Source organism: Paenarthrobacter sp. CCNWLY172, assembly GCF_037402035.1.
Lineage (GTDB): Bacteria > Actinomycetota > Actinomycetes > Actinomycetales > Micrococcaceae > Arthrobacter.
The window spans coordinates 131543-149803 of sequence record NZ_JBBEGB010000004.1 but is presented as its reverse complement, the minus strand read 5'-3'; the positions used below and the strand labels follow the sequence as shown (position 1 = coordinate 149803).

Below are 18261 nucleotides of genomic sequence, written 5' to 3'. Positions count from 1 at the left end.
AGACCGCCAGGATGCCAGAATTCCGCTCAGCGAAGGGGCGATTCCAGATCCCGACAGGATCAGGGAAAGGGCGAATTGATTAATCGGATGAGATACCCACAGTACACCACGACATAACATCCGCTATCGGCGCGCTGAGCTGGTTCTTCAGTATGAGGCGATAGTTGCCGCCGTGCATGTCTCACTGCGGAAGTCATTGCTTGGTACTCGGGCGTCGCGTAAAAGAATCCTTATAATTCGACCCCTCTCGTAAAGGCTTCGGTCAATCCGTAAGGCTCTGTGCCGGGGTCGCGCCGTCCAAGCAGACTGTCTCATTTCGATTTTCTCAATGTTGATGAGTTCGCGCCTTTAGCGAGATTGTGGGAGGTTTGTTCATTCTTTATGTCGCTGTTCTGACGGGGCGCGAGCCCGTCAACGGGTCGGTTCACCTGCGACCGATCGCCCCGATCGCGTCAGCGGTCGAATTGCGACTGATCGTCGGGCATTGCCGGTTTCCATACTCCGGCTAAGCTGAGGAGCGCCGCTGGGCATGCCACGGCAATTGTGCAGAAGCCGCAGAATCGCTCGCGGAAGGGACAATCTAAATGGCTCGGCCGACAGTGCAGGACGTCGCCAGGACTGCTGGTGTGTCCGTGGGGACGGTTTCGCGTGTCTTGAACGGGAGCCCTGCTGTCAGTGAGGCGGCTAAGGAGAAGGTCAACGCCGCCATAAATGAGCTCAGCTATCGGCCGCTTGCATCAGCGCGGGATCTCCGAAGAGACCGGACCATGCGAGTCCTGGCCTTGGCCAAGAACTTGGACTCCCTTGTAATCAGTGAAGTGTTCCGCGGTGTCGGCGACGCCGCCGCGGACTCCGGCTACGTCAGCCTCATCGCAGCCACCGACGGAGACCTCGACCGCGAACAGCAACTAGTCGATATGCTGCGCAACGGCTCCGTAGACGGATTGGTGATCTTTTCGCCGACGATGCCGGACGAGGACGTCAACACCGTCGCCGAACAAATGAGCGTCGTCCAGGTCTGTGAAATTGTCGATGCCGAGGCAGCATTCGGAGTGTCTATCGACGACCGCCAAGCCGCCTACGACATCACCAAGCACCTGATCGACACGGGCGCCAAGAAGCTGGCCATGCTCGCACACAGGGGTGCCCGCTCCGGCCGGCTGCGCGAAGAAGGCTTCCGCCAAGCCCTCAAAGAGTCGGGCTTAGAGCCAGACCAGATGCTGCTCGGCGAAGGCAACTTCGGATTCCACGCTGGCCGTAGTCTCACGAAGAAGCTCCTGAAAGCAAAACACCTTCCGGACGCAGTCTTCTGCGGAACCGACGTGGTGGCCGCCGGCTGCGTCCGGGAACTCACCGACGCCGGGCTGAGAGTTCCCCAAGACATCGCCGTGGCCGGGTTCGACGACTCGGCCCAAGCAGAAATGTGCGTCCCCGAGCTGACCACGGTCCGCCAGCCGGCCTACGAAATGGGTCGGGTCGCCTTCGCTGAACTTCTGGACAGGATGACCGTCGAGGGCTCCCATCGCAAGGGAAGAACCTTTCTCCCGCACGAACTCGTCATACGAGACTCCACGAAATAAAGGGGGTTGACAGCCCTCAGTGGTCCCTGTCACACTATTTTGGAATCGATTCCACGGCCGAAAGGTCGATTCTTTTTAGCGCATTTGGAATCGATTCCACGGATCACAAGCACCACCGGCAAAGAAGCCACCCTCAGCACGCGGGACAGCCCAAACGCGCACTGAACGCCACCCACCCACAGCCACCAAAGGAGCCACTTGTGGACTTGAACCGACATGCTCTCCCGCTCCAGAACAAAGCCAGAAACCGCAAAGCCGTCGCGGCGACCGCAATCGCAGCAGCCCTCCTCCTCAGTGCGTGCGGCGGGGGAGCCGAACCCCAAGGTGCCGAGCAAGCGGCAGCTGCCGATCCGGCGTCGGGCGCTAATGCCAGCGGCGCCGTGAACATCTGCGGCGTCAAGGACGCGAGCGGTATCTACAAGGGCACAGCGGAGGCGTTCACGAAGGCGAACGGTAAGGTCACGGCCAAGTACACCGAGATCGGCGCCACCACGGACGAAGCCCGCACGCAGATCGTGCAGCGGCTCGAGGGCAAGTCCACTGAGTGCGACCTCTTCGTCACAGACGTCATCTGGACCTCCGAGTTCGCGTCCCAGGGCTGGCTGCTGGACCAAACCAAGCTGGTGGAAGCCAACAAGGACCGGCTCATTCCCTCCACAGTGGAAACCACCAAGTACCAGGACAAGTACTGGGGCTCACCGTTCTTCACCAACGCCGGGTTGATCTACTACCAGAAGGACAAGGTGGCCAAGCCCGAGTCCTGGCAGCAGCTCTACGCGGAAGCCGCCAAGGCCCCCGGCAACGGCTACGTCTACCAAGGCAAGCAGTACGAGGGCCTCACGGTGAACTTCCTCGAAATGCTCTACAGCGCAGGCGGCGAAGTCCTCAACGACCAAGGCGACGTCAAAATCGACTCCAAGGAGACCCGCGACGTCCTGAACTTCATGAGCGACGGACTAAAGAACGGCTCAGCCGACCGCGCCGTCCTCACCTACAACGAAGACCCGGCCCGCCTCGCCTACGAGTCCGGCGACTTCGGATACCAGCGCAACTGGCCGCACGTCTACCGCCTGCTCAACGCGACACCTCTGGCGTCCAGCTTTGCGGTGGCGCCGCTGCCGGCATGGGAAGGCGGCAAGGCCTCCGGCGTGCTGGGCGGCTGGAACCTCTCGATCTCGGCCCACTCCACCAACCAGGCCGGAGCTGTCGCGTTCATCGACTTCGCCACCACCCCGGACTGGCAGAAGCACGTAGCCATGGACTACTCCCAGGCCCCGGTCAACGAAGCTGCCTACTCTGACCCGGCGGTTCTCCAGAAGATGCCGTTCGCCGCGGAACTCCTCGCCTCCGTGAAGGGTGCCAAGCCACGCCCGATCTCCCCGGTCTACCCGCAGATCAGCCAGGCGATCTACAAGAACGTCTACGCCGTCCTCTCGGGCACCGCCTCCACCGAGGAAGCCGTGCAGAAGATGGCCGAGGAAATCACCACCGCCAAGGCGAGCTTCTAGCCATGGCCATCAGAACAATCTCACCAAGCCGCGGCCCAGCAAAAACAAGCGGCCGCGACCGCGCCGAACGCAAGCTCGCGTTCCGCATGACCGCCCCATCGCTGGTCATCATGGCGCTGGTTGCGGCGGTCCCCATCGGCTACGCGATCTGGCTCTCGCTGAACCAGTACAGCGTCCGCACCGCCGGCCTGTCCCGCTTTGTCGGTCTGGAAAACTACATCAACGCCCTGGCTAGCCAAGAGTGGTGGGCGGCGTTCGGCCAGACGTTCCTCTTCGCAGGCCTCTCCGTCAGCCTGGAACTCATTCTCGGTACGGCCATGGCGCTCCTGCTCAACCTCGCGTTCAAGGGCCGCGCTGTTCTGCGCACCGTGGTGCTGCTGCCGTACGCGATCATCACCGTGGTCAGCGCCATCACCTGGCAAACGATGTTCCAGCCCAACATGGGACTGGTCACCAACGTCCTCTCCACGCTGGGCCTGCCGGGCGGCGACGTCGTGTGGCTCGGTGAGCACGGCTATGCGATGGCCGTGATCGTCATGGCCGACGTCTGGAAAACGACCCCGTTCGCGGCGCTCATCATCCTGGCTGGCCTGCAGGTCATCTCCGCCGAAACGTACGAGGCTGCGGAACTCGACGGCGCCAGCAAATGGCAGACCTTCGTCAACATCACCCTGCCGCTCCTGCGTCCGGCGATCGTCCTCGCCGCGATCTTCCGCACCATGGATGCCCTCCGCGTCTTCGACCTGCCGTTCGTCCTCACCCGCGGCGCCAACGGCACCGAATCCATGTCCATGCTCGCCTACACCCAACTGCGCGAAAACCGGCTGGTGGGCGAAGGATCGGCGCTGTCCATCCTGACCTTCCTCACCGTCATGGTGGTCTCGGTCATCTACGTCCGCTTCGCCGGCGGCAACATCCGCGACGTCGCGAAGGAGGAACAATGAGCACGCTAACTGCAGAACGCCCGACGGCGGAACTCGCCACGCGCCCCAAGGCGCCGAAGCGTCGGTTGCGTGGGGAATCGAAACTGCATCCCCTGGTCTGGGTGTTCGTGGTGGCCGTCATGGCTTTCTCGCTCATCCCGTTCTACTGGCTGGTCAACACCTCCCTTAAGAAGGGCGCGAGCCTGTCCCAAGGCGAGCTCTTCCCGAGCCAGCCGACCCTCGAGAACTATATGGTGGTCTTCCAGAACCCCGAGTTCCTCCTGGCCTTGCGCAACTCGGTGATCATCGCCGTCGTGACTACAACAGTGGCGCTGGTGTTCGCGTCCTTCGCCGCCTATGCGTTGGCCAGGCTGAAGATGCGCCGCAAGGCGATGATCCTGACGCTCATCCTCTCGGTCACCACGTTTCCGGCTATCGCCATCGCGGCTCCGATGTTCTCCATCTGGCGCGAAATCGGCCTGTACGACACCTTGCTGGGCCTCATCATTCCGAAGCTGACCTTCGCGTTGCCGCTGGCGATTTACACACTGACGTCGTTCTTCAAGGAGATCCCGCGTGAGCTGGAGGAATCCGCGTACATGGACGGCGCCACACCGTTTGTGGCCTTCCGCAAGGTGATCCTGCCGCTGGCCGTCCCCGGTCTGGCGACGACGGCGATCCTGGTGTTCATCTCGGTGTGGAACGAATTCCTCCTGGCCGTCACGCTGACCACCTCACCGGAAGCCCGACCCGTGCCAGTCGCAATTGCATTCTTCAGCGGCACCAGCGAGTTCGACCAACCCCTCGGCACCATCAGCGCCGCGTCGGTGATCATCACCGTCCCGCTCGTGATCCTCGTGCTCGTGTGCCAGAAGCGCATCGTTTCCGGCATGACGGCCGGTGCCGTCAAGGGCTAACGCCCGTCACGAAGTCCCCAAACCCCTCACAGACTCTAAGAAACCCCCCGAAAGAACAGGAACAACGTGAGCATTCAGCAGCAGGCCCCGTCCACAACCCTCAAAGTGGGAGTTGTGGGCATCGGTTGGGCCGGCCAGCAGCACCTCAAGGCGTACAGCAATATCGACGGCGTCGAAATTGTCGCCGTCGCGGGCATGGAAGCTGACCTCCTTGCCCAGCTGAAGGAGGAGTACAGCATTCCCCATGCCTTCGCCCGCTGGGAAGACATGATCGAGCTCGAAGGTCTCGACGCCGTCAGCGTCGCCGTGCCGACGTTCCTGCACGCACCGATCGCCATTGCCTCGCTAGAGCGGGGACTGCATGTGCTGAGCGAAAAGCCCTTGGCGCGCAACGCCGTCGAAGGTCAACAGATGGTGGACGCCGCCCGCAAAGCAGGCCGTGTCCTGGACGTGGCGTTCAACCACCGCCGCCGCGGCGACATCCAGGCGCTCAAGGAAGTGATCGACGCCGGGACGCTGGGTCGCCCGTACTACGCCAAGGCATCCTGGCTCCGCAGGCAGGGCATTCCGATGCTGGGCAGTTGGTTCACCAACCCGGAACTCGCCGGCGGTGGTCCGCTGGCTGACATCGGCGTGCACGTCCTGGACTACTCGCTGCACCTCCTCGGCGAGCCCAAGGTGCTGGCCGTTTCCGCGTCGACCCACTCCGAACTCGGCCCGCGCGGCCTCGGCGGAAACGCCCGCTACACAGCTTCGAACTCGAGTCATAAGTTTGAAGTGGAAGACTTCGCTTCGGCGTTCATCCGGCTGGAAGGCGGCGGTACTTTGATCCTGGAAGCGGGCTGGGCCACCTACCGCGACGAGCGGGACCTGATGGACTTCACCGTTTACGGGACCGACGGCGGAGCGGACTTGCGCTCGGTCGGCGCCTCCGAGAACCCGGTGGCGGACGTTCATGTCTTCACCGAGAAGGACGGCGAAAACGCCGACTTCGAGGTGGTGGCCGAGCCCGGGCGAGCCCACCAGGCCGTCGTCGACGATTTCATTGCCGCCGTCCGCGGTGGCGAGACTGTGTGGGGAAGCCACGACGGTTCGCTTGCCCTCAGCCGGGCCCTGGTGCTTGATGCCTGCTACAAATCCGCCCTCGAACAACGTGAAGTGGTGCTCTGAAATGTCTGATTCAAAACTGAAGATTGTCGTCTGGAACGAAGGCGTGCACGAGGCCCGCAACGAGCCCGCCACGATCGGCGAGATGTACCCCGAAGGGATCCACGGCGCCATCGCCGCCGGGCTGCGCGGTTTCTACCCGGACTCCGAAATCACGACGGCGACACTCGCCGATCCCGAACACGGACTTTCTGAAGAGGTGCTGGAGCAGACCGACGTGCTGCTGTGGTGGGGGCACATTGCGCATGGGGAGGTTGCTGACGAAGTGGTGGAGCGCGTGCAGCGCCACGTCTTGGGTGGCATGGGACTGGTGGTGCTCCATTCCGGGCACTTCGCCAAGATCTTCACTCGATTGTTGGGGACCACGTGCTCGCTGAAGTGGCGCAACGAGGGCGAACGCGAACTCGTGTGGACGGTCAAGCCGTCGCACCCGATCGCGGCCGGGATTGAAAGCCCCATTGTGATTCCGCAGCAGGAAATGTACGGCGAACTGTTCGATATTCCGGAGCCCGATGACCTGATCTTCATCAGCTCGTTTACCGGGGGAGAGGTTTTCCGCTCAGGTGTGACGTTCTCCCGCGGCAAGGGCCGGATCTTCTACTTCAGCCCCGGCGATCAGGAATACCCGGTGTACCACCAGCCGCAGATCCAGAAGGTCATAGCCAACGGTGTCGGGTGGGTTGCCCAGCCTGGTGTCTTCCGCGAGGCGCCCGAGGTATCCAACCCTGCGCGGGGGTGGTTCGAGGGGTCGTAGGCCGCGAGGGCTTCCTTTTATCTCGCTGGCTGCCGTCGAAGAGTCCGCGAGGAACAGGAGCATGGCGACGGCGGTTCCGTCTTTCGATGGATGTGCCCAGCTCCCGGGAGATAGAGCATTGGCATAACTATTCCGCCCCGGGGCTGGACCTTGTTTCTGGTCTTTGCGGGTCTTCCCGCTCCAATGGGAGCCCCGCGGCGCTACGTCGGCGGTCCTCCTTCACCGATGCGTTGAGGAGTTTCAGGCCTCGCACGCCTCGTACTATGACGATGAGTAGTGCGGTAACGAAGAGGAACGCCATGAGTGCCATGGCCCAGTAGGTACTCGGGTCGTAGGCACTGGGTCGGAATATGAGGAGGACAAGGAACGCCAACAGCATAAGAGCATAGGCGACGAATGAGCCGGCAAGTTGGGCGACAGCGATATCCTCCGTGGCTCGGCTGGAACGGCTTTCTTTCATGCGAACACTTTCCCTATCCCTCGACTCCGAGCCAGTTCGGGCGGTATGAAATTCAATAATCCGACATCAATCAATGGACGTACAGGATTTTGCCCTGGGTTCCTAAGATCGAAATCGCTGCCCGCTTCCGTCGAGGAGCGCCCTGCTCCACACTGGTTGTAATCGGCTCCACTGGCAGCCGGAAATGCATGGGGCGGGCCGAAACGAGGAAGGCTATGCGGAAAGCGCGTATGGCGGCCGTGCTGACATGGATCTATGCCGCAGCTTTCGGGATTCCCGCTATTCCAGTCGGCATCTACCTCCTACAGAACGGGTACCTGCCGATGTTCATGGACCTGTTCCCGATGTACGCGGGTCCGTGGGACGGCATGCAAAGCTGGACCTTCGTGGCGCTGCTCATTGCGTTCCTGGGTGTTGTGCTGGTTGCGTCGTGGGCGGCTTGGCTGGCGTGGAGGGGGCGCAAGTCCGGGCTGGTTCTTGGGCTAGTCCTCCTGCCTGTGGAAGCAGTGTTCTGGATAGGCTTCGACCTGCCATTCCCTTGGTTGTTCGGCGTGGCCCGCGGCCTGTTGTACGCGCTCGCATTGATGTCCTGGCGGCAGCATCAGGAGGGGCGGCTGGCGGGCGGCTAGGTGGATACCCACACCTGATCCCAAGGGGCGCTGCCTTGGGACCTTCGCCCTGACGAACCGGTTGGAGAAGGCGGGCAGCCTCAACCCTAAAGATTGGGGTCGGTGGCGCAGCGCTTCGGAAGTACCCGAATAGGGCGCTGATAGACTCCTGCAGTGCAAAAGCCATCACGGTCGACCAGAGAGCTCCGCGGTGCAGCAGGGTTGCTTATCGCACAGGGTGTCCTGATGGAGGGCCTGGTGTTCATCGGACTCTTAGTGCTCCTGGCCCTAGGGGTCACCCAGGATGTCATTACCCGGAACGCACATATATTCGCCCTGCCATACCTGCAGGACAACCTCTATCTCATGATGACGATGAGTGGAGTCTTCGCTGCGCTCCGGGTGACTGGGGGCATTGCCCTCTGGAGAGGCCGCCTTTGGGGCCTGGCACTGTCACTCGTCAACTGCGTAGTCACGCTCGTGCTCATGATTTTCCTCTTGCCCGCCGGAATCGCTGACGGGTTGCTGTCAGGTGCCGCGCTTGTGCTCATACTTCACGGATGGCTAGGAACTCGATCCGTCAGCGGGGCGAACTTGGCATCGGATTTCGAGTCCAGCGTGCGCTGAGGGATCGTCTAACGGACATGTTTTTTGCGCGGCCGGAAATCCATTACGCCGTTCAGGAACCGTGCCATTAGGGGATCCCTTTCTCGTAAGTTCCAGAAGGGGGGCATACCATGTTCACCTACCCGGCACTGGGAGAGATCCGGATGACCTGAAACGACGTGGAGGGAGATAGCCGTGAATGAGAGCGACGATAATTTCCCACGCAGCAAGCGGACAATTGAGGCGTACCTCAATGTCTTCAAGCCCCTGGTCTGGAACGTTCCCCTTGTTATTGCCTTCGTCGTTTTCGCGCTGACAACGCGGCCTTCATTTGGCGACGCGGTTCCCGTGCTCATTTTGGCTGCCCTGTTTGTTGCCATGTGCATCCCGGTGGCTATCGCAGCGTCCCGACTTCCCGCCCTAAAGCGTTCCGAACAACAGGACAAGGAAAACCTCAACCGAGGACTTCGGCCAGATGGCACCCCCCTTGCATAACCCGGGGGTGATTTTGGGAAGTAATCGCCGAGCAGAGGTGCCAGTACTCGTCTGTAGCGGGATGGCTGTTAAGGCCTCTCCCGTGTCCCAAACGCAGCATTATTGGTACGGAATTGTCATGGACGTTCCCCGATGAATGCCTCGACCCGCGTGAACACTTCGGCTTGAACTTTCTGAGAGGTGCGCCAATCTTTGGGGATCTGCAAGGAGTGATCGGCGCCCGGCACCTCAAAGAACATGCCGGCAGTTTCTGACCTACGTCCACCGTCCCACAGCTTGTCCTGGGAACCACCGATAAACAGGTCGTCCTTTGACGATGCACTGATGGTGCTTCTGACCTTCTCATCCGTGAGCAGAGGTGTCAGCCAGATCCCTGGGATGCGGGCTTCCTCGGCCCACGGGATACACAAAGTGCTGAATGACTTGGCGACAATCAATCGTTGATCGGCGTCGGGTGCGACAGCAAAGGCCCGCCTGGCGGCGTTGGCCGCAAATTCGTGTGGGTCAGTACTGGGTGAATCGTCAGAGGTCCACCGGACAGCCTGCACATGCCAGCCCATGGCTCCCAGCATTTCACCGATCCAGAAGAGAACGGGTCCTTCTACTGGATATCCGGAACCGGGCAGCAGGACAGCTACCTTGGTTTGCTCCGGGTGGTCAGTACTGGCTTTTGCCCAGGTGAAGGATTCCATAGGGGGATGCTACTTGGCGGCTGTACCGTCCTCGCGGAGGGCCGGAAAATTGATAGTTACGTGTCATTAACTGTCGGCCTCGCCTTTTACACTGAGGAGAAATGCCCAGAGTAACCATCTGAGGCCCGTGCATTGGGGGGAACAAATGACAGAACCAGTGACGTGGAAAGCCATGTCCCCAGCCGAGGTCTGCGACCTTATGGACTTCTGGGCTGCCGCTGACTGGCCGCTGTCGGAAGACGAAGTGCAGAGCCTCGCCGTCGAGCGTTTCGGCTGGACTATAGAGGTGGAGGACGGCGTTTCCTATCTGATGAATACGGTTTCAGGATTCACCATTCCGGACGTATCGACGATAGGCAGCAAGGGCCCCCTGAGTTACATCAACCTACGGGTTTCAGACGTGATCCGCCGGATCACGCCCGAATCCACCGAATTCCTTGCCGACAATTTTGCGTTCATGGTGCGTGAAGGCCAGCAGCGTTGGGGAAAGCCAACGATGCGGAAGCCCGACGGCGCGGACTCAGCAAGCTGGAATCTCCCCACGGGTGCCCGCATCATCTTGAACTGCAACCCGAAGAGTCTCAGTGCGATGTTCCAGACTCCCCAGGGCGTTGAGATCGACCGGAAGCTGGGGGACTGACGTGGCCAGCGCCAAAAGGCGCCAGTCCCGCTTCCCCAACCGTCCGGCGTCGACGTCTCTGGCCGCGGGGACCTATGCCGTGTACGACGGCGTCGAGGTTCGGCTGTCTAGGAAGGGCCAGGGATGGGAGCTCTGGACGAAAGAGCGAATTGTGGGCTTCGCCAGAGATGAGTATGGCCGGTATCTGCGGCGAATTGCCATAGGTGATCCGTTGGAGTTGGAGTGCTTCAGACTCGAATATCACGCCACCTACCGAGGCATCACCTTTGAGGTCCAATCCCCGGAAGGGCCGGTCATGGCCTGGACGAGCGACTCGAGGTCACTTGCTGAGGGGTTCGGACAGGTGGATCGTGGTGAGTACAGGAAGACCATCCCCTTGGACGACCCTGACCTCCATATCGCCACCACTCGAACTCCCATCGCCGTGCCATGGGCGACGAAGCCGAGCAACGACGGGACGCCCAACTGGAACGACTTCCGGGACCGGCTCGTGGACACGTTCCGCAAGACCTCGGAACGGCTCATCCTTATCATCGCCTCAGACGTGGACCCAAAGAAGTATGTCCAATTCGCGAGGGAGGCCGACCGGCTGGACGCCGAGGCCCCCGCCGCGGATGTCGCCGCCGATGCGAAGGAGTCGGTACTGAGTGACGCCGGATGGAGGAGGCCGGGCATTGCACAGCCGAACTGGGCTTCGTCGCTTGCCCTTCCAGCGCTGACGACAGAATACGGAGCATTCGCGGAGCGCTGTGTGGCCGCCCTGCGTGACGCTTACGGCGTGGCAAGCCCCGATGAGCTTAGCTATAGGGCATGGCGTGAGGCCGAGCGGATGCCCGAAGGGGAAACGTGGTCCGCCGAGAGGGTGGAACGAATGGACAGGGGCGCTCCGGTGGTGGAGTTGCCAGCTCTTGGACTCCGACGGAGCCGACCCAAGTGAAAGGTAAAAATGCCCGCCTGAGCGGGATAATTCTGCATAAATATAAAATCGATGGATGAATTGACTGGTCCGAACCGTGCCAGTCCCGTAGGGTCCTTGGATGGGGAAGAAATTACGCGAAACACTGCTGTCTTGCTTGATCATGGCAGCCATCCTGGGGACCACCAGCTGTGCGATTCCGGCAGGGGTGAGCACGGCGCCGACTGATGCTCCGACACCAAGCACGCCTCCGCAAGTGTGTCGCTCTGTGGAGGGAATCCCGGTGGCTACGGAGGACTGTGTGTTGGTGGATCCTGAAGCGGCCATGGCGGCGAACGAGCTGTACCGCCAGCGAAGAGCCCTGACGCCGGACATGCGGGAACATCTCAATTCCCATCTTGAACCCGCTCGAAAGGCACTTGAATCACTCAGCGAGCCCACCACCGCAACTGCCGTAGTGGAAGCGTTCGGCTCTGTTGGACTTACGGACGCGGTGCAGACGGATGACAACGGAAATGGTGTGCGGTTCGGGGCAGCGTCGCCGCAGGGCGGATGCCTCTTCGGATACGTGGCGCCCGACGGCAAGGTCGACATTTCTACCGGCGGCAGCATTATGGACGGCGGCTGCCTGGAGATGCCCGGGCACTGAGCCCCATCTTTTGGGATGCGACCCCATTTCTCCCAACACCTAGGCCACCCCCAACCACCACCTAGACGCCCCCAAAACACCCCTAATTTCAGCCGATTCACCACCTAGTTTCCGCTTTCCGCCCTGTGGCCCTTCGGCCCGCCCATAGTGTCCTTCTCAGAACGAGCACCCGAAATTTTGTCGGGGCCGCTCCGAAGAAGAGTGCACAACTATTGGGGGTTGGGTCATTGAAGCTGAGTCAGCAACAGAGCATTGCCGCCGCTGTGGATCAGTGGATCACCGGCATTCCCGGGCGTATCCCGGGCCACGTCATTTTTGTCGAGAATCCTGACCATACCGGCTACGCGAAGACGCTGGCCGGCGAGGACTCCACCATTTTGGTCCTCAACGGGAAAAACACGGACCCGAGCATTGTGCCCGTCACGGGATCCTTCGATGTCGCAGGAGAAGAACTCCTGGTGGACGGCACGCTGAGCCTGGAAATCCAGGACTATGTGGCCATCCCGTTCGTGAACCTTGTGGGTGTGACGGTAGTCAGGATCACCACCAAAGAGGACTGGCAGGCCTTCTTCGACGACGCCGAGGAAGCCTGCCGAACAGGCCACTTCGTCCAGCAACTTACCGAGGTCAATGCGGTGCTGGCTGAGCGGGGACTGCTGAGCGGGGCGCCAAAGGACAATCTCCTTCTGGCCAGGCTCCACATCACGTGGGGTGGATCCGTTCTCAGCGGACCCTACGGAACCAAGATCGGCACGGTTGGGGACGCTCTCGCTGACTTGCGGATCAGGTCCATCGCCCTCCGGCCGGAGTCCGCCGTTGCCGCGGCCTACTACCCCTGGGACATCTACGAGTCGCTGGCCGCCAAACCGTGGATTGCCCGCTACCTGGCCGCGTTGGACGCCTGGAAGTTCGTAGCCCGCGAGGACCGTGCCGCCACCAGGCTGGTGGGATTCGGAGCCAGCCTCTACGGCGCAGCGCTGAGGGACGGTCTGCCGTCAGCGCATGCTCCCTTCATCCTGAAGCGGGGGAATGACCATACCCTTCTGGACGCCCAGACCGGGCGTCTCTTCAAGATCGGCCCGGACGCCGCAGCCATTATCGAAGCCGTTTCCAACCTTCGCGACGTCAGGGTGGCTGCCATCGCAGCGGCGCCGGCCATCAAAGTTTCAGCTGCGCTCGCCGAGGAAGCCGCCCATGCTGTCCTGGACCGGTTTGGGCAACTCGGTATCGACATTATTGGTGCACGCTGATGACCGTCGTGCCGATCCTTCCCACCCCCAGGACACAACTCCCGCTGTGGGTACCACTCGTCTCCCAGCACGACTTCGCAGGGGAAAGCCATACAGCGGTCAGTGCCAACGGAGTCCATGTCACCTTCGACGACGGACGGCAACGCCTCTGCGCCAAGAGCGGGCTCTGGAACACCAACCTGGGCTACGGAAACGGGAACATCGCTGGGGCCGTAGCCAAGGAACTCCACAAGGCGTCCTACCTTCCGCTCTTTCGCACGGCTCACCGCGCGGCCATTGAAGCTTCCAAAGCCTTGGTGAACCTGCCGTCCCACAGCTTCCACCGCGTCCTCTTCTCTACCTCCGGAGGCGCTGCCAACGATGCCGTGATGAAGCTGGCACGCCAGTACTTCGTCCTTGACGGGCAGCCTGAACGGAAACTTGTCGTCGGGCTGAAGGGCAGTTATCACGGGCTGACGTATGGAAGCCAGGCCCTGAGCGGCGATGAACTGGGACAAGCCGTGTACGGAGTGGACCGGCGGAGTATCCGGCACATCAGCTTTGACGACGACGGTGTGGAACTGGCGCAGCTCATGCGCAGGGAAGGCTCCAGGATTGCAGCGGTCATCATGGAGCCCGTCCTTGGATCAGGCGCGGAAGCGGTCCCTGACGCTTTCATCGAAGCGGTCATCAAATACCGGGACCAGCACGGCTTTCTCGTGGTGGCCGACGAGGTAGCCACCGGCTTCGGGAGAGTAGATGGCTGGTTCGCCTCCGACGCGTGGCCTCAGCAACCAGACGTCATCGTTACGTCCAAGGGACTGACCAACGGCACCAGCGCCTGCGCCGCCCTCCTGATCGCACAGCGGGTGACAGAAGCTTTCGATAAGAACGAATCCGTCTTCGTTCACGGGGAAACACAGGCAGGCACACCGGCAACGTGCGCGGCGATCATCAGCACCATCGCCGAGATGAAAAGACTGGACCACAACACGCTGACCAAGCAGGTGTCCTCTGGCCTCAGCAACCTCATCGAGGACCTGCAAAACACTAGAGGCATAGGCAATTCCACGGGTCGCGGCTGCATGAGGGCCATCAAAATGCTGTCCCGCAACGGAACACCCCTTTCATCAAACGGCGTCCTTGCCGTAGTACGGCGCATCCACGACGCCGGGGCAATCGTGCAAGCCGGGCCGGGACGAATCCAACTCCTGCCCGCACTCATCTATACGGAGGAGAACTTCGAGGAACTGCGCCAGGCCATCCGCACTGGCCTGGCCGCTGCCGAAAAGGATGGGGTCTTCGCATGATCGCGGACCACATGTGGCGGACCCGCTGTGTCATCCTCGACGACGGCACGGCCTCCAAGTACATCGGCGGCCTGACCCGCGGACGGACGGGATTGGTGGTGGACAGCCACCTGGGAGGACACCGGGACAAGCTGTTGGCCGGCCAACTCAACGGTGCACCGGTCCTGGACCTGCACGCGACGCCAGTGACCGTGGAAACCGTCCGGACGGTGGGTAGCTTCATCCGCGAAAACGGACTTCAGACCGTTGCGGGGCTCGGCGGAGGCTCAGTCCTGGACGCGGTCAAGCTCGCCGCGCTGTTCACAGCGGATCCGAGCCTGGCCATCTTCGCCGAACGCCATGCCAAACGCTCAGGCCTCCTGGTCCTCCCGCCGGTGACCAACCCCAAGGAACGTCCCAAGACCATTCTGATGCCGTCCACCGTGGGGACCGGCGCCGAAGTCAGCGCCGTAGCGTGCCTGGACACCGCCGTCGGACGCCGTTTGATTGTCTCGCGGCACCTGACAGGTGACGCTGCACTGCTCGACGCCGGACACCTCGCCACCCTGCCCAAACGGCTGGTTTACGAGGGGCTGCTTGAAGCGTTCCTGCGCGTGGCCGGGACCATGATTGGCAGCCACCACAGCATCTTCGACGACGACGGCCATGCACTCATCCAACGGATAGTGCAGCTGGGGCAGCAACTGTCCTGCAAGGATGCTCAGGAGCTGAGGCTGGCCGCCGCCCGCCTGAGCATGGAAACGCACACCGGCTGGGCACTGATGGGGCGCAACCCTTACGGCGCCAAGCACTGGTACGTGGCGAACGAGCTCTCCTACGTCACGGGCGCGCGGAAAATGACGGCAACGGCCTCGGTGATTGGCCCTATCTGGAGAGAAATCGGTGAGGGCGCCGCAGGGTGGGGCGATTCCACACGGCTCAAGCACCTCTGGAACATGGTGACGGCAACGGAACCTTCACTGGATCCCGATCCTGGGCGGGGTATTGACGAGTTGATGTGGCAGTGGGGCGTCACGGGGCTCCCATCCATCACCGAGGAAATCCTGGTCCGCACCACAGACGCCTGCATCCGCAACTGGGGCGGCGGGCTTCCGATGCTTCGAGGCATCGACGCCGCACAGATCCAGCACATCCTCAGCGCCGCTGCGGGAGGATCCCACATCTTGCCAGGCCCCACGGGCAATCTACGAGAGGCAGGGGAGAGGGGGTGAACACATGAACAGCACCAACACGCTCGAGAGCCTGGACCTCCACATCCAGGAGCTGGAGCCCATGGACGTTCCGGATGACTGGGACGAACGAATCAAGGGCATTTCAGCGGGACTGGCATTGGTAGGAATTGCCGTCGCCATCACCTGATCTCCCGCCTGTCCGCCACCACAGCAGCAGCGAAGGGAGGTGAACGCGAATGCAAAAACAGCTCAACATCTACATCCAGGAGATCGAGTCGCTGGACACCCCCGACTTCCAGAACTGGTTCATCGGGGTCTCCCAGGGAGTCGCCATCGGCATCATCGCCGTCAGCATCACGTAGTGCCCGTCTGCAGCATTCACAACAACAAGGAAGGAGGAACCAATGATCGCAAACTCGACGCTCCAGCTGTCCATCGAAGAGCTGGAGAACCTCGACACCCCGGACGATACGCCGTGGTACATCCGGGTTGGTGACGTCATCATCATCGCCGGCATCGTCGTCGGAATCGCCGCCACATAGCCGGTGCATGCGGGTGGTGCCACGTTCCGTCCCACCCGCGTGCATCCCCGGACCACTCTCAACCTCCCGGAGAACACGAGCTGATGAACACCGCAAAAGATAAGACCGCCGACGCCGTTCTGCGGATCCTGGGCCATGTGGATCCGCCGGAGGATCTGTACAGCGTTTCAGGTTCCCGCCTCTATGACCTTGTCACCGCCAACGACCTGACGGAACTGCCCGAGATCCTCACCGCGGCGCGCAAAACCGCGGGGCCCATCCTTGAGTTGGCTGCCGGTTCCGGACGGATTACCCGTCCCCTCCTCACTTTGGGACGTCCGCTGACCGCGGTCGACTCTTCCCGGGAAATGCTGGCCTTGCTCAAGACCAAGGTGGAAATGCAGGCCTTCAACCCGCGCAGTGTGGCGGTGGACATGGTGGAGGCTGACATGTCCGGCTTTGAGCTCGGCGACGGATACGGCTGCGTGGTTCTCGGTGCCAGTTCCATCACCCTCCTTGACCCGGTTGGCAGGCGTGCGTTGTTCCGCAGGGTCCGCGGCTGTCTGGCGCCGGAGGGTCGTTTCCTTCTCACGGTCCTGAACGCGGACAGCCACCATGCGTCAGAAGACAACGACGGCGGCACAACAGTTTCGCCGTTGGGCAAGGACTCGTTCCTGATCACCACGGAAAGCCGCGACCCAGCCAACGGTGCCCGCCACGTCACCATGATCCACGTCAGTTTCGGTGAGGGCGGCACGTACCGGTCTTCGGCGTACGCCAGCGACATCGCGTTCGTCAGCAACAGCCTCATCGAAGAGGAAATCACTGCTGAGGGCTTGACCATCCTGGAACGCAGGCCGGTCCGCATCGCCACACGCACCCCTGGCCTGGACGACATTGAGTTGTGGGTGTGCGGCGTATGAGCATCGATCCTGTACGGACCCTCGATCCGTCGCTGGGCCTGGTGTCCGAATCGGGGGTGTACGTGCCCAACGAGGTTGGGCTGTGGCGAACCGCCGGTGTGTTGGCACATGGGCGGGCATCGCAAGCAGGGTTCGCCTCCGCCGTCGGCGCTTTTGATGTGAGGAAACGCGACTCAATCACCCGGGGTGCGGGAGAAGCTGTGGAACGGTTTGCGCTGGCTCCCGCGCCCGCGGATTCCGAGCACCTTCTTGTCCGGACAGGGGGTGCGGACCCGCGGATCGACTTCATCTCGGCGGCGCTTGGGAGACCATCAGCGCTCGCCTACGAATTTCCTTGGTACCGGGCCACCAACCTGCTCACCGGAAAGGCCTCGCATGTTCCGGCGCCGGTAGTGGATTACTGCCCCGGACACATGGAGGCGAATCCGTGGGACCGCTTCTTCGATCCGTCTCCCAATGGTGCAGCATCGGGTCCATCGGAGGTCTTTGCGCAGATTGCGGGCATCGGGGAAGTGCTGGAACGGGATGCGTTCCTGGCCGCATGGCACCAGCGGACACCCTTGTTCAGCTTCGATGTGGCGTCCCTGCCCGACGCTGTGCGGTCCACCCAGGAGGCGCGGAGCTTCCTGTTGCTCCTTGACGCGGCGAGGTCTGCCGGCGTCGAACCGTTGTTGGCTTTCATCCCGCAGCAGGGCAGCCCGCTGGTTACGGCGGTGTGCGTGATTGCCGACGAGGCGCACTTTGGTGCGGTAGGGCTCAAAGCGGCCGCCCATCCTGTGTCCGCGTTGCGTGGAGCACTTCAGGAAGGCCTCCAAATCCGGGAGCTGTTTCAAACCCGTTCCCGTCCGCGGTCTCCCGAGGCGGTGACGGATGACGATTCCCGTGCCGACTTCTGGACGACGCCGGCCCCCATTGACGGGTTGCTTCGGTGGGTCCAGTCCTTCCAGCCGGTGGTTCTCCCCGACATCCAACCCACGCCGGACGTTGAAACCTTGGTGCGATACCTCGCGGGAAGGGACATCCAAACGCACTGGGTGAGCCTCACCCACAGGCTGCCCGAAGCGATCCAGGACATGGGTTGGGTGGCCGGAAAAGCGATCTGCCCCGGCACAGTCCCCCTCACCATGGACGAAACCAAACGACTGTTTCTGCCCGGCCATATCTCAACCCCGCACCCGCTGATATGAGCAG

At 61.9% G+C, this 18261-nt stretch carries 21 protein-coding genes; 20 read left to right on the top strand and 1 reads right to left on the bottom strand.

Translation table 11 applies throughout. The features are described from left to right. The first annotated feature begins 584 nt into the window (after window positions 1-584). From WBN73_RS07435 to WBN73_RS07395, 9 genes are all read left to right on the top strand, one after another. Entirely contained in the window at window positions 585-1580 is a 996-nt protein-coding gene (locus WBN73_RS07435; protein ID WP_337339944.1) for a LacI family DNA-binding transcriptional regulator, read from the top strand. Between the two features lie 200 nt (window positions 1581-1780). Further along, the gene (locus WBN73_RS07430; protein WP_337339945.1) at window positions 1781-3088 is read left to right on the top strand and encodes an ABC transporter substrate-binding protein; all 1308 of its coding nucleotides are present in this window, start codon (window positions 1781-1783) and stop codon (window positions 3086-3088) included. A 2-nt stretch (window positions 3089-3090) separates the two neighbouring features. Continuing rightward, window positions 3091-4032, top strand: a complete 942-nt coding sequence (locus tag WBN73_RS07425; protein ID WP_337339946.1) for a carbohydrate ABC transporter permease — start codon at window positions 3091-3093, stop codon at window positions 4030-4032. Next, complete coding sequence (locus WBN73_RS07420; RefSeq protein WP_337339947.1) at window positions 4029-4928, top strand: carbohydrate ABC transporter permease; 900 nt, start codon at window positions 4029-4031, stop codon at window positions 4926-4928. The genes WBN73_RS07425 and WBN73_RS07420 overlap by 4 nt, the downstream gene beginning before the upstream one ends. Window positions 4929-4994: 66 nt before the next feature. Next, window positions 4995-6098 carry a Gfo/Idh/MocA family protein gene (locus WBN73_RS07415; protein WP_018778751.1) on the top strand — a complete coding sequence of 368 codons (1104 nt, stop codon included), beginning with the start codon at window positions 4995-4997 and terminating at the stop codon, window positions 6096-6098. Between the two features lies 1 nt (window position 6099). Then, window positions 6100-6849 (top strand): ThuA domain-containing protein, encoded by a 750-nt coding sequence (locus WBN73_RS07410; RefSeq protein ID WP_337339948.1) that lies wholly within the window; start codon window positions 6100-6102, stop codon window positions 6847-6849. Window positions 6850-7524: 675 nt separating this feature from the next. Then, a complete protein-coding gene (locus WBN73_RS07405) occupies window positions 7525-7938 on the top strand; it encodes a hypothetical protein (RefSeq protein WP_337339949.1) in 414 nt (137 codons plus the stop codon). Between the two features lie 153 nt (window positions 7939-8091). Beyond that, window positions 8092-8544, top strand: coding sequence for a hypothetical protein (locus WBN73_RS07400; protein ID WP_337339950.1), 453 nt, complete (start codon window positions 8092-8094; stop codon window positions 8542-8544). Window positions 8545-8718: 174 nt separating this feature from the next. Beyond that, the gene (locus WBN73_RS07395) at window positions 8719-9018 is read left to right on the top strand and encodes a hypothetical protein (RefSeq protein WP_337339951.1); all 300 of its coding nucleotides are present in this window, start codon (window positions 8719-8721) and stop codon (window positions 9016-9018) included. A 116-nt stretch (window positions 9019-9134) separates the two neighbouring features. On the opposite strand, the gene WBN73_RS07390 is transcribed toward WBN73_RS07395, so the two are convergent. Then, window positions 9135-9710 (bottom strand): hypothetical protein, encoded by a 576-nt coding sequence (locus WBN73_RS07390; RefSeq protein WP_337339952.1) that lies wholly within the window; start codon window positions 9708-9710, stop codon window positions 9135-9137. Between the two features lie 145 nt (window positions 9711-9855). Between WBN73_RS07390 and WBN73_RS07385 the strand changes: the two genes are divergently transcribed. From WBN73_RS07385 to WBN73_RS07335, 11 genes are all read left to right on the top strand, one after another. Continuing rightward, entirely contained in the window at window positions 9856-10350 is a 495-nt protein-coding gene (locus WBN73_RS07385; RefSeq protein ID WP_337339953.1) for a DUF6301 family protein, read from the top strand. Between the two features lie 79 nt (window positions 10351-10429). Next, complete coding sequence (locus WBN73_RS07380; RefSeq protein WP_337339954.1) at window positions 10430-11287, top strand: TY-Chap domain-containing protein; 858 nt, start codon at window positions 10430-10432, stop codon at window positions 11285-11287. Window positions 11288-11387: 100 nt separating this feature from the next. Further along, complete coding sequence (locus tag WBN73_RS07375) at window positions 11388-11915, top strand: hypothetical protein (protein WP_337339955.1); 528 nt, start codon at window positions 11388-11390, stop codon at window positions 11913-11915. 227 nt (window positions 11916-12142) lie between these two features. Continuing rightward, complete coding sequence (gene mpaB, locus WBN73_RS07370) at window positions 12143-13165, top strand: daptide biosynthesis RiPP recognition protein (protein ID WP_337339956.1); 1023 nt, start codon at window positions 12143-12145, stop codon at window positions 13163-13165. Then, window positions 13165-14454: a daptide-type RiPP biosynthesis aminotransferase gene (gene mpaD / locus WBN73_RS07365; RefSeq protein WP_337339957.1), complete on the top strand. Its 1290-nt coding sequence runs from the start codon at window positions 13165-13167 to the stop codon at window positions 14452-14454. The genes mpaB and mpaD overlap by 1 nt, the downstream gene beginning before the upstream one ends. Beyond that, on the top strand, window positions 14451-15665 hold the full coding sequence (gene mpaC / locus WBN73_RS07360; protein WP_337339958.1) for a daptide-type RiPP biosynthesis dehydogenase: 1215 nt from the start codon (window positions 14451-14453) through the stop codon (window positions 15663-15665). Before mpaD ends, mpaC begins: the two co-directional genes overlap by 4 nt. A 4-nt stretch (window positions 15666-15669) precedes the next feature. Further along, window positions 15670-15813: a daptide-type RiPP gene (locus tag WBN73_RS07355; protein WP_207594909.1), complete on the top strand. Its 144-nt coding sequence runs from the start codon at window positions 15670-15672 to the stop codon at window positions 15811-15813. A gap of 49 nt (window positions 15814-15862) precedes the next feature. Further along, window positions 15863-15988, top strand: coding sequence for a daptide-type RiPP (locus WBN73_RS07350; RefSeq protein WP_278251939.1), 126 nt, complete (start codon window positions 15863-15865; stop codon window positions 15986-15988). A 42-nt stretch (window positions 15989-16030) separates the two neighbouring features. Continuing rightward, window positions 16031-16168: a daptide-type RiPP gene (locus WBN73_RS07345; protein WP_157731903.1), complete on the top strand. Its 138-nt coding sequence runs from the start codon at window positions 16031-16033 to the stop codon at window positions 16166-16168. A gap of 83 nt (window positions 16169-16251) precedes the next feature. Further along, on the top strand, window positions 16252-17070 hold the full coding sequence (mpaM, locus tag WBN73_RS07340; protein ID WP_207594907.1) for a daptide-type RiPP biosynthesis methyltransferase: 819 nt from the start codon (window positions 16252-16254) through the stop codon (window positions 17068-17070). Next, window positions 17067-18257, top strand: a complete 1191-nt coding sequence (locus WBN73_RS07335) for a YcaO-like family protein (RefSeq protein ID WP_337339959.1) — start codon at window positions 17067-17069, stop codon at window positions 18255-18257. The genes mpaM and WBN73_RS07335 overlap by 4 nt, the downstream gene beginning before the upstream one ends. Window positions 18258-18261: the final 4 nt, after the last annotated feature.

Coding starts and splice junctions, on each gene's coding strand:
- WBN73_RS07420 (WP_337339947.1), top strand. CDS start 4,029: ATGAGCACGCTAACTGCAGAACGCCCGACGGCGGAACTCGCCACGCGC.
- WBN73_RS07385 (WP_337339953.1), top strand. CDS start 9,856: ATGACAGAACCAGTGACGTGGAAAGCCATGTCCCCAGCCGAGGTCTGC.
- WBN73_RS07350 (WP_278251939.1), top strand. CDS start 15,863: ATGCAAAAACAGCTCAACATCTACATCCAGGAGATCGAGTCGCTGGAC.
- WBN73_RS07335 (WP_337339959.1), top strand. CDS start 17,067: ATGAGCATCGATCCTGTACGGACCCTCGATCCGTCGCTGGGCCTGGTG.
- WBN73_RS07435 (WP_337339944.1), top strand. CDS start 585: ATGGCTCGGCCGACAGTGCAGGACGTCGCCAGGACTGCTGGTGTGTCC.
- WBN73_RS07410 (WP_337339948.1), top strand. CDS start 6,100: ATGTCTGATTCAAAACTGAAGATTGTCGTCTGGAACGAAGGCGTGCAC.
- WBN73_RS07375 (WP_337339955.1), top strand. CDS start 11,388: ATGGGGAAGAAATTACGCGAAACACTGCTGTCTTGCTTGATCATGGCA.
- mpaM (WP_207594907.1), top strand. CDS start 16,252: ATGAACACCGCAAAAGATAAGACCGCCGACGCCGTTCTGCGGATCCTG.
- WBN73_RS07390 (WP_337339952.1), bottom strand. CDS start 9,710: ATGGAATCCTTCACCTGGGCAAAAGCCAGTACTGACCACCCGGAGCAA.
- WBN73_RS07425 (WP_337339946.1), top strand. CDS start 3,091: ATGGCCATCAGAACAATCTCACCAAGCCGCGGCCCAGCAAAAACAAGC.
- WBN73_RS07355 (WP_207594909.1), top strand. CDS start 15,670: ATGAACAGCACCAACACGCTCGAGAGCCTGGACCTCCACATCCAGGAG.
- mpaD (WP_337339957.1), top strand. CDS start 13,165: ATGACCGTCGTGCCGATCCTTCCCACCCCCAGGACACAACTCCCGCTG.
- WBN73_RS07345 (WP_157731903.1), top strand. CDS start 16,031: ATGATCGCAAACTCGACGCTCCAGCTGTCCATCGAAGAGCTGGAGAAC.
- WBN73_RS07405 (WP_337339949.1), top strand. CDS start 7,525: ATGCGGAAAGCGCGTATGGCGGCCGTGCTGACATGGATCTATGCCGCA.
- mpaC (WP_337339958.1), top strand. CDS start 14,451: ATGATCGCGGACCACATGTGGCGGACCCGCTGTGTCATCCTCGACGAC.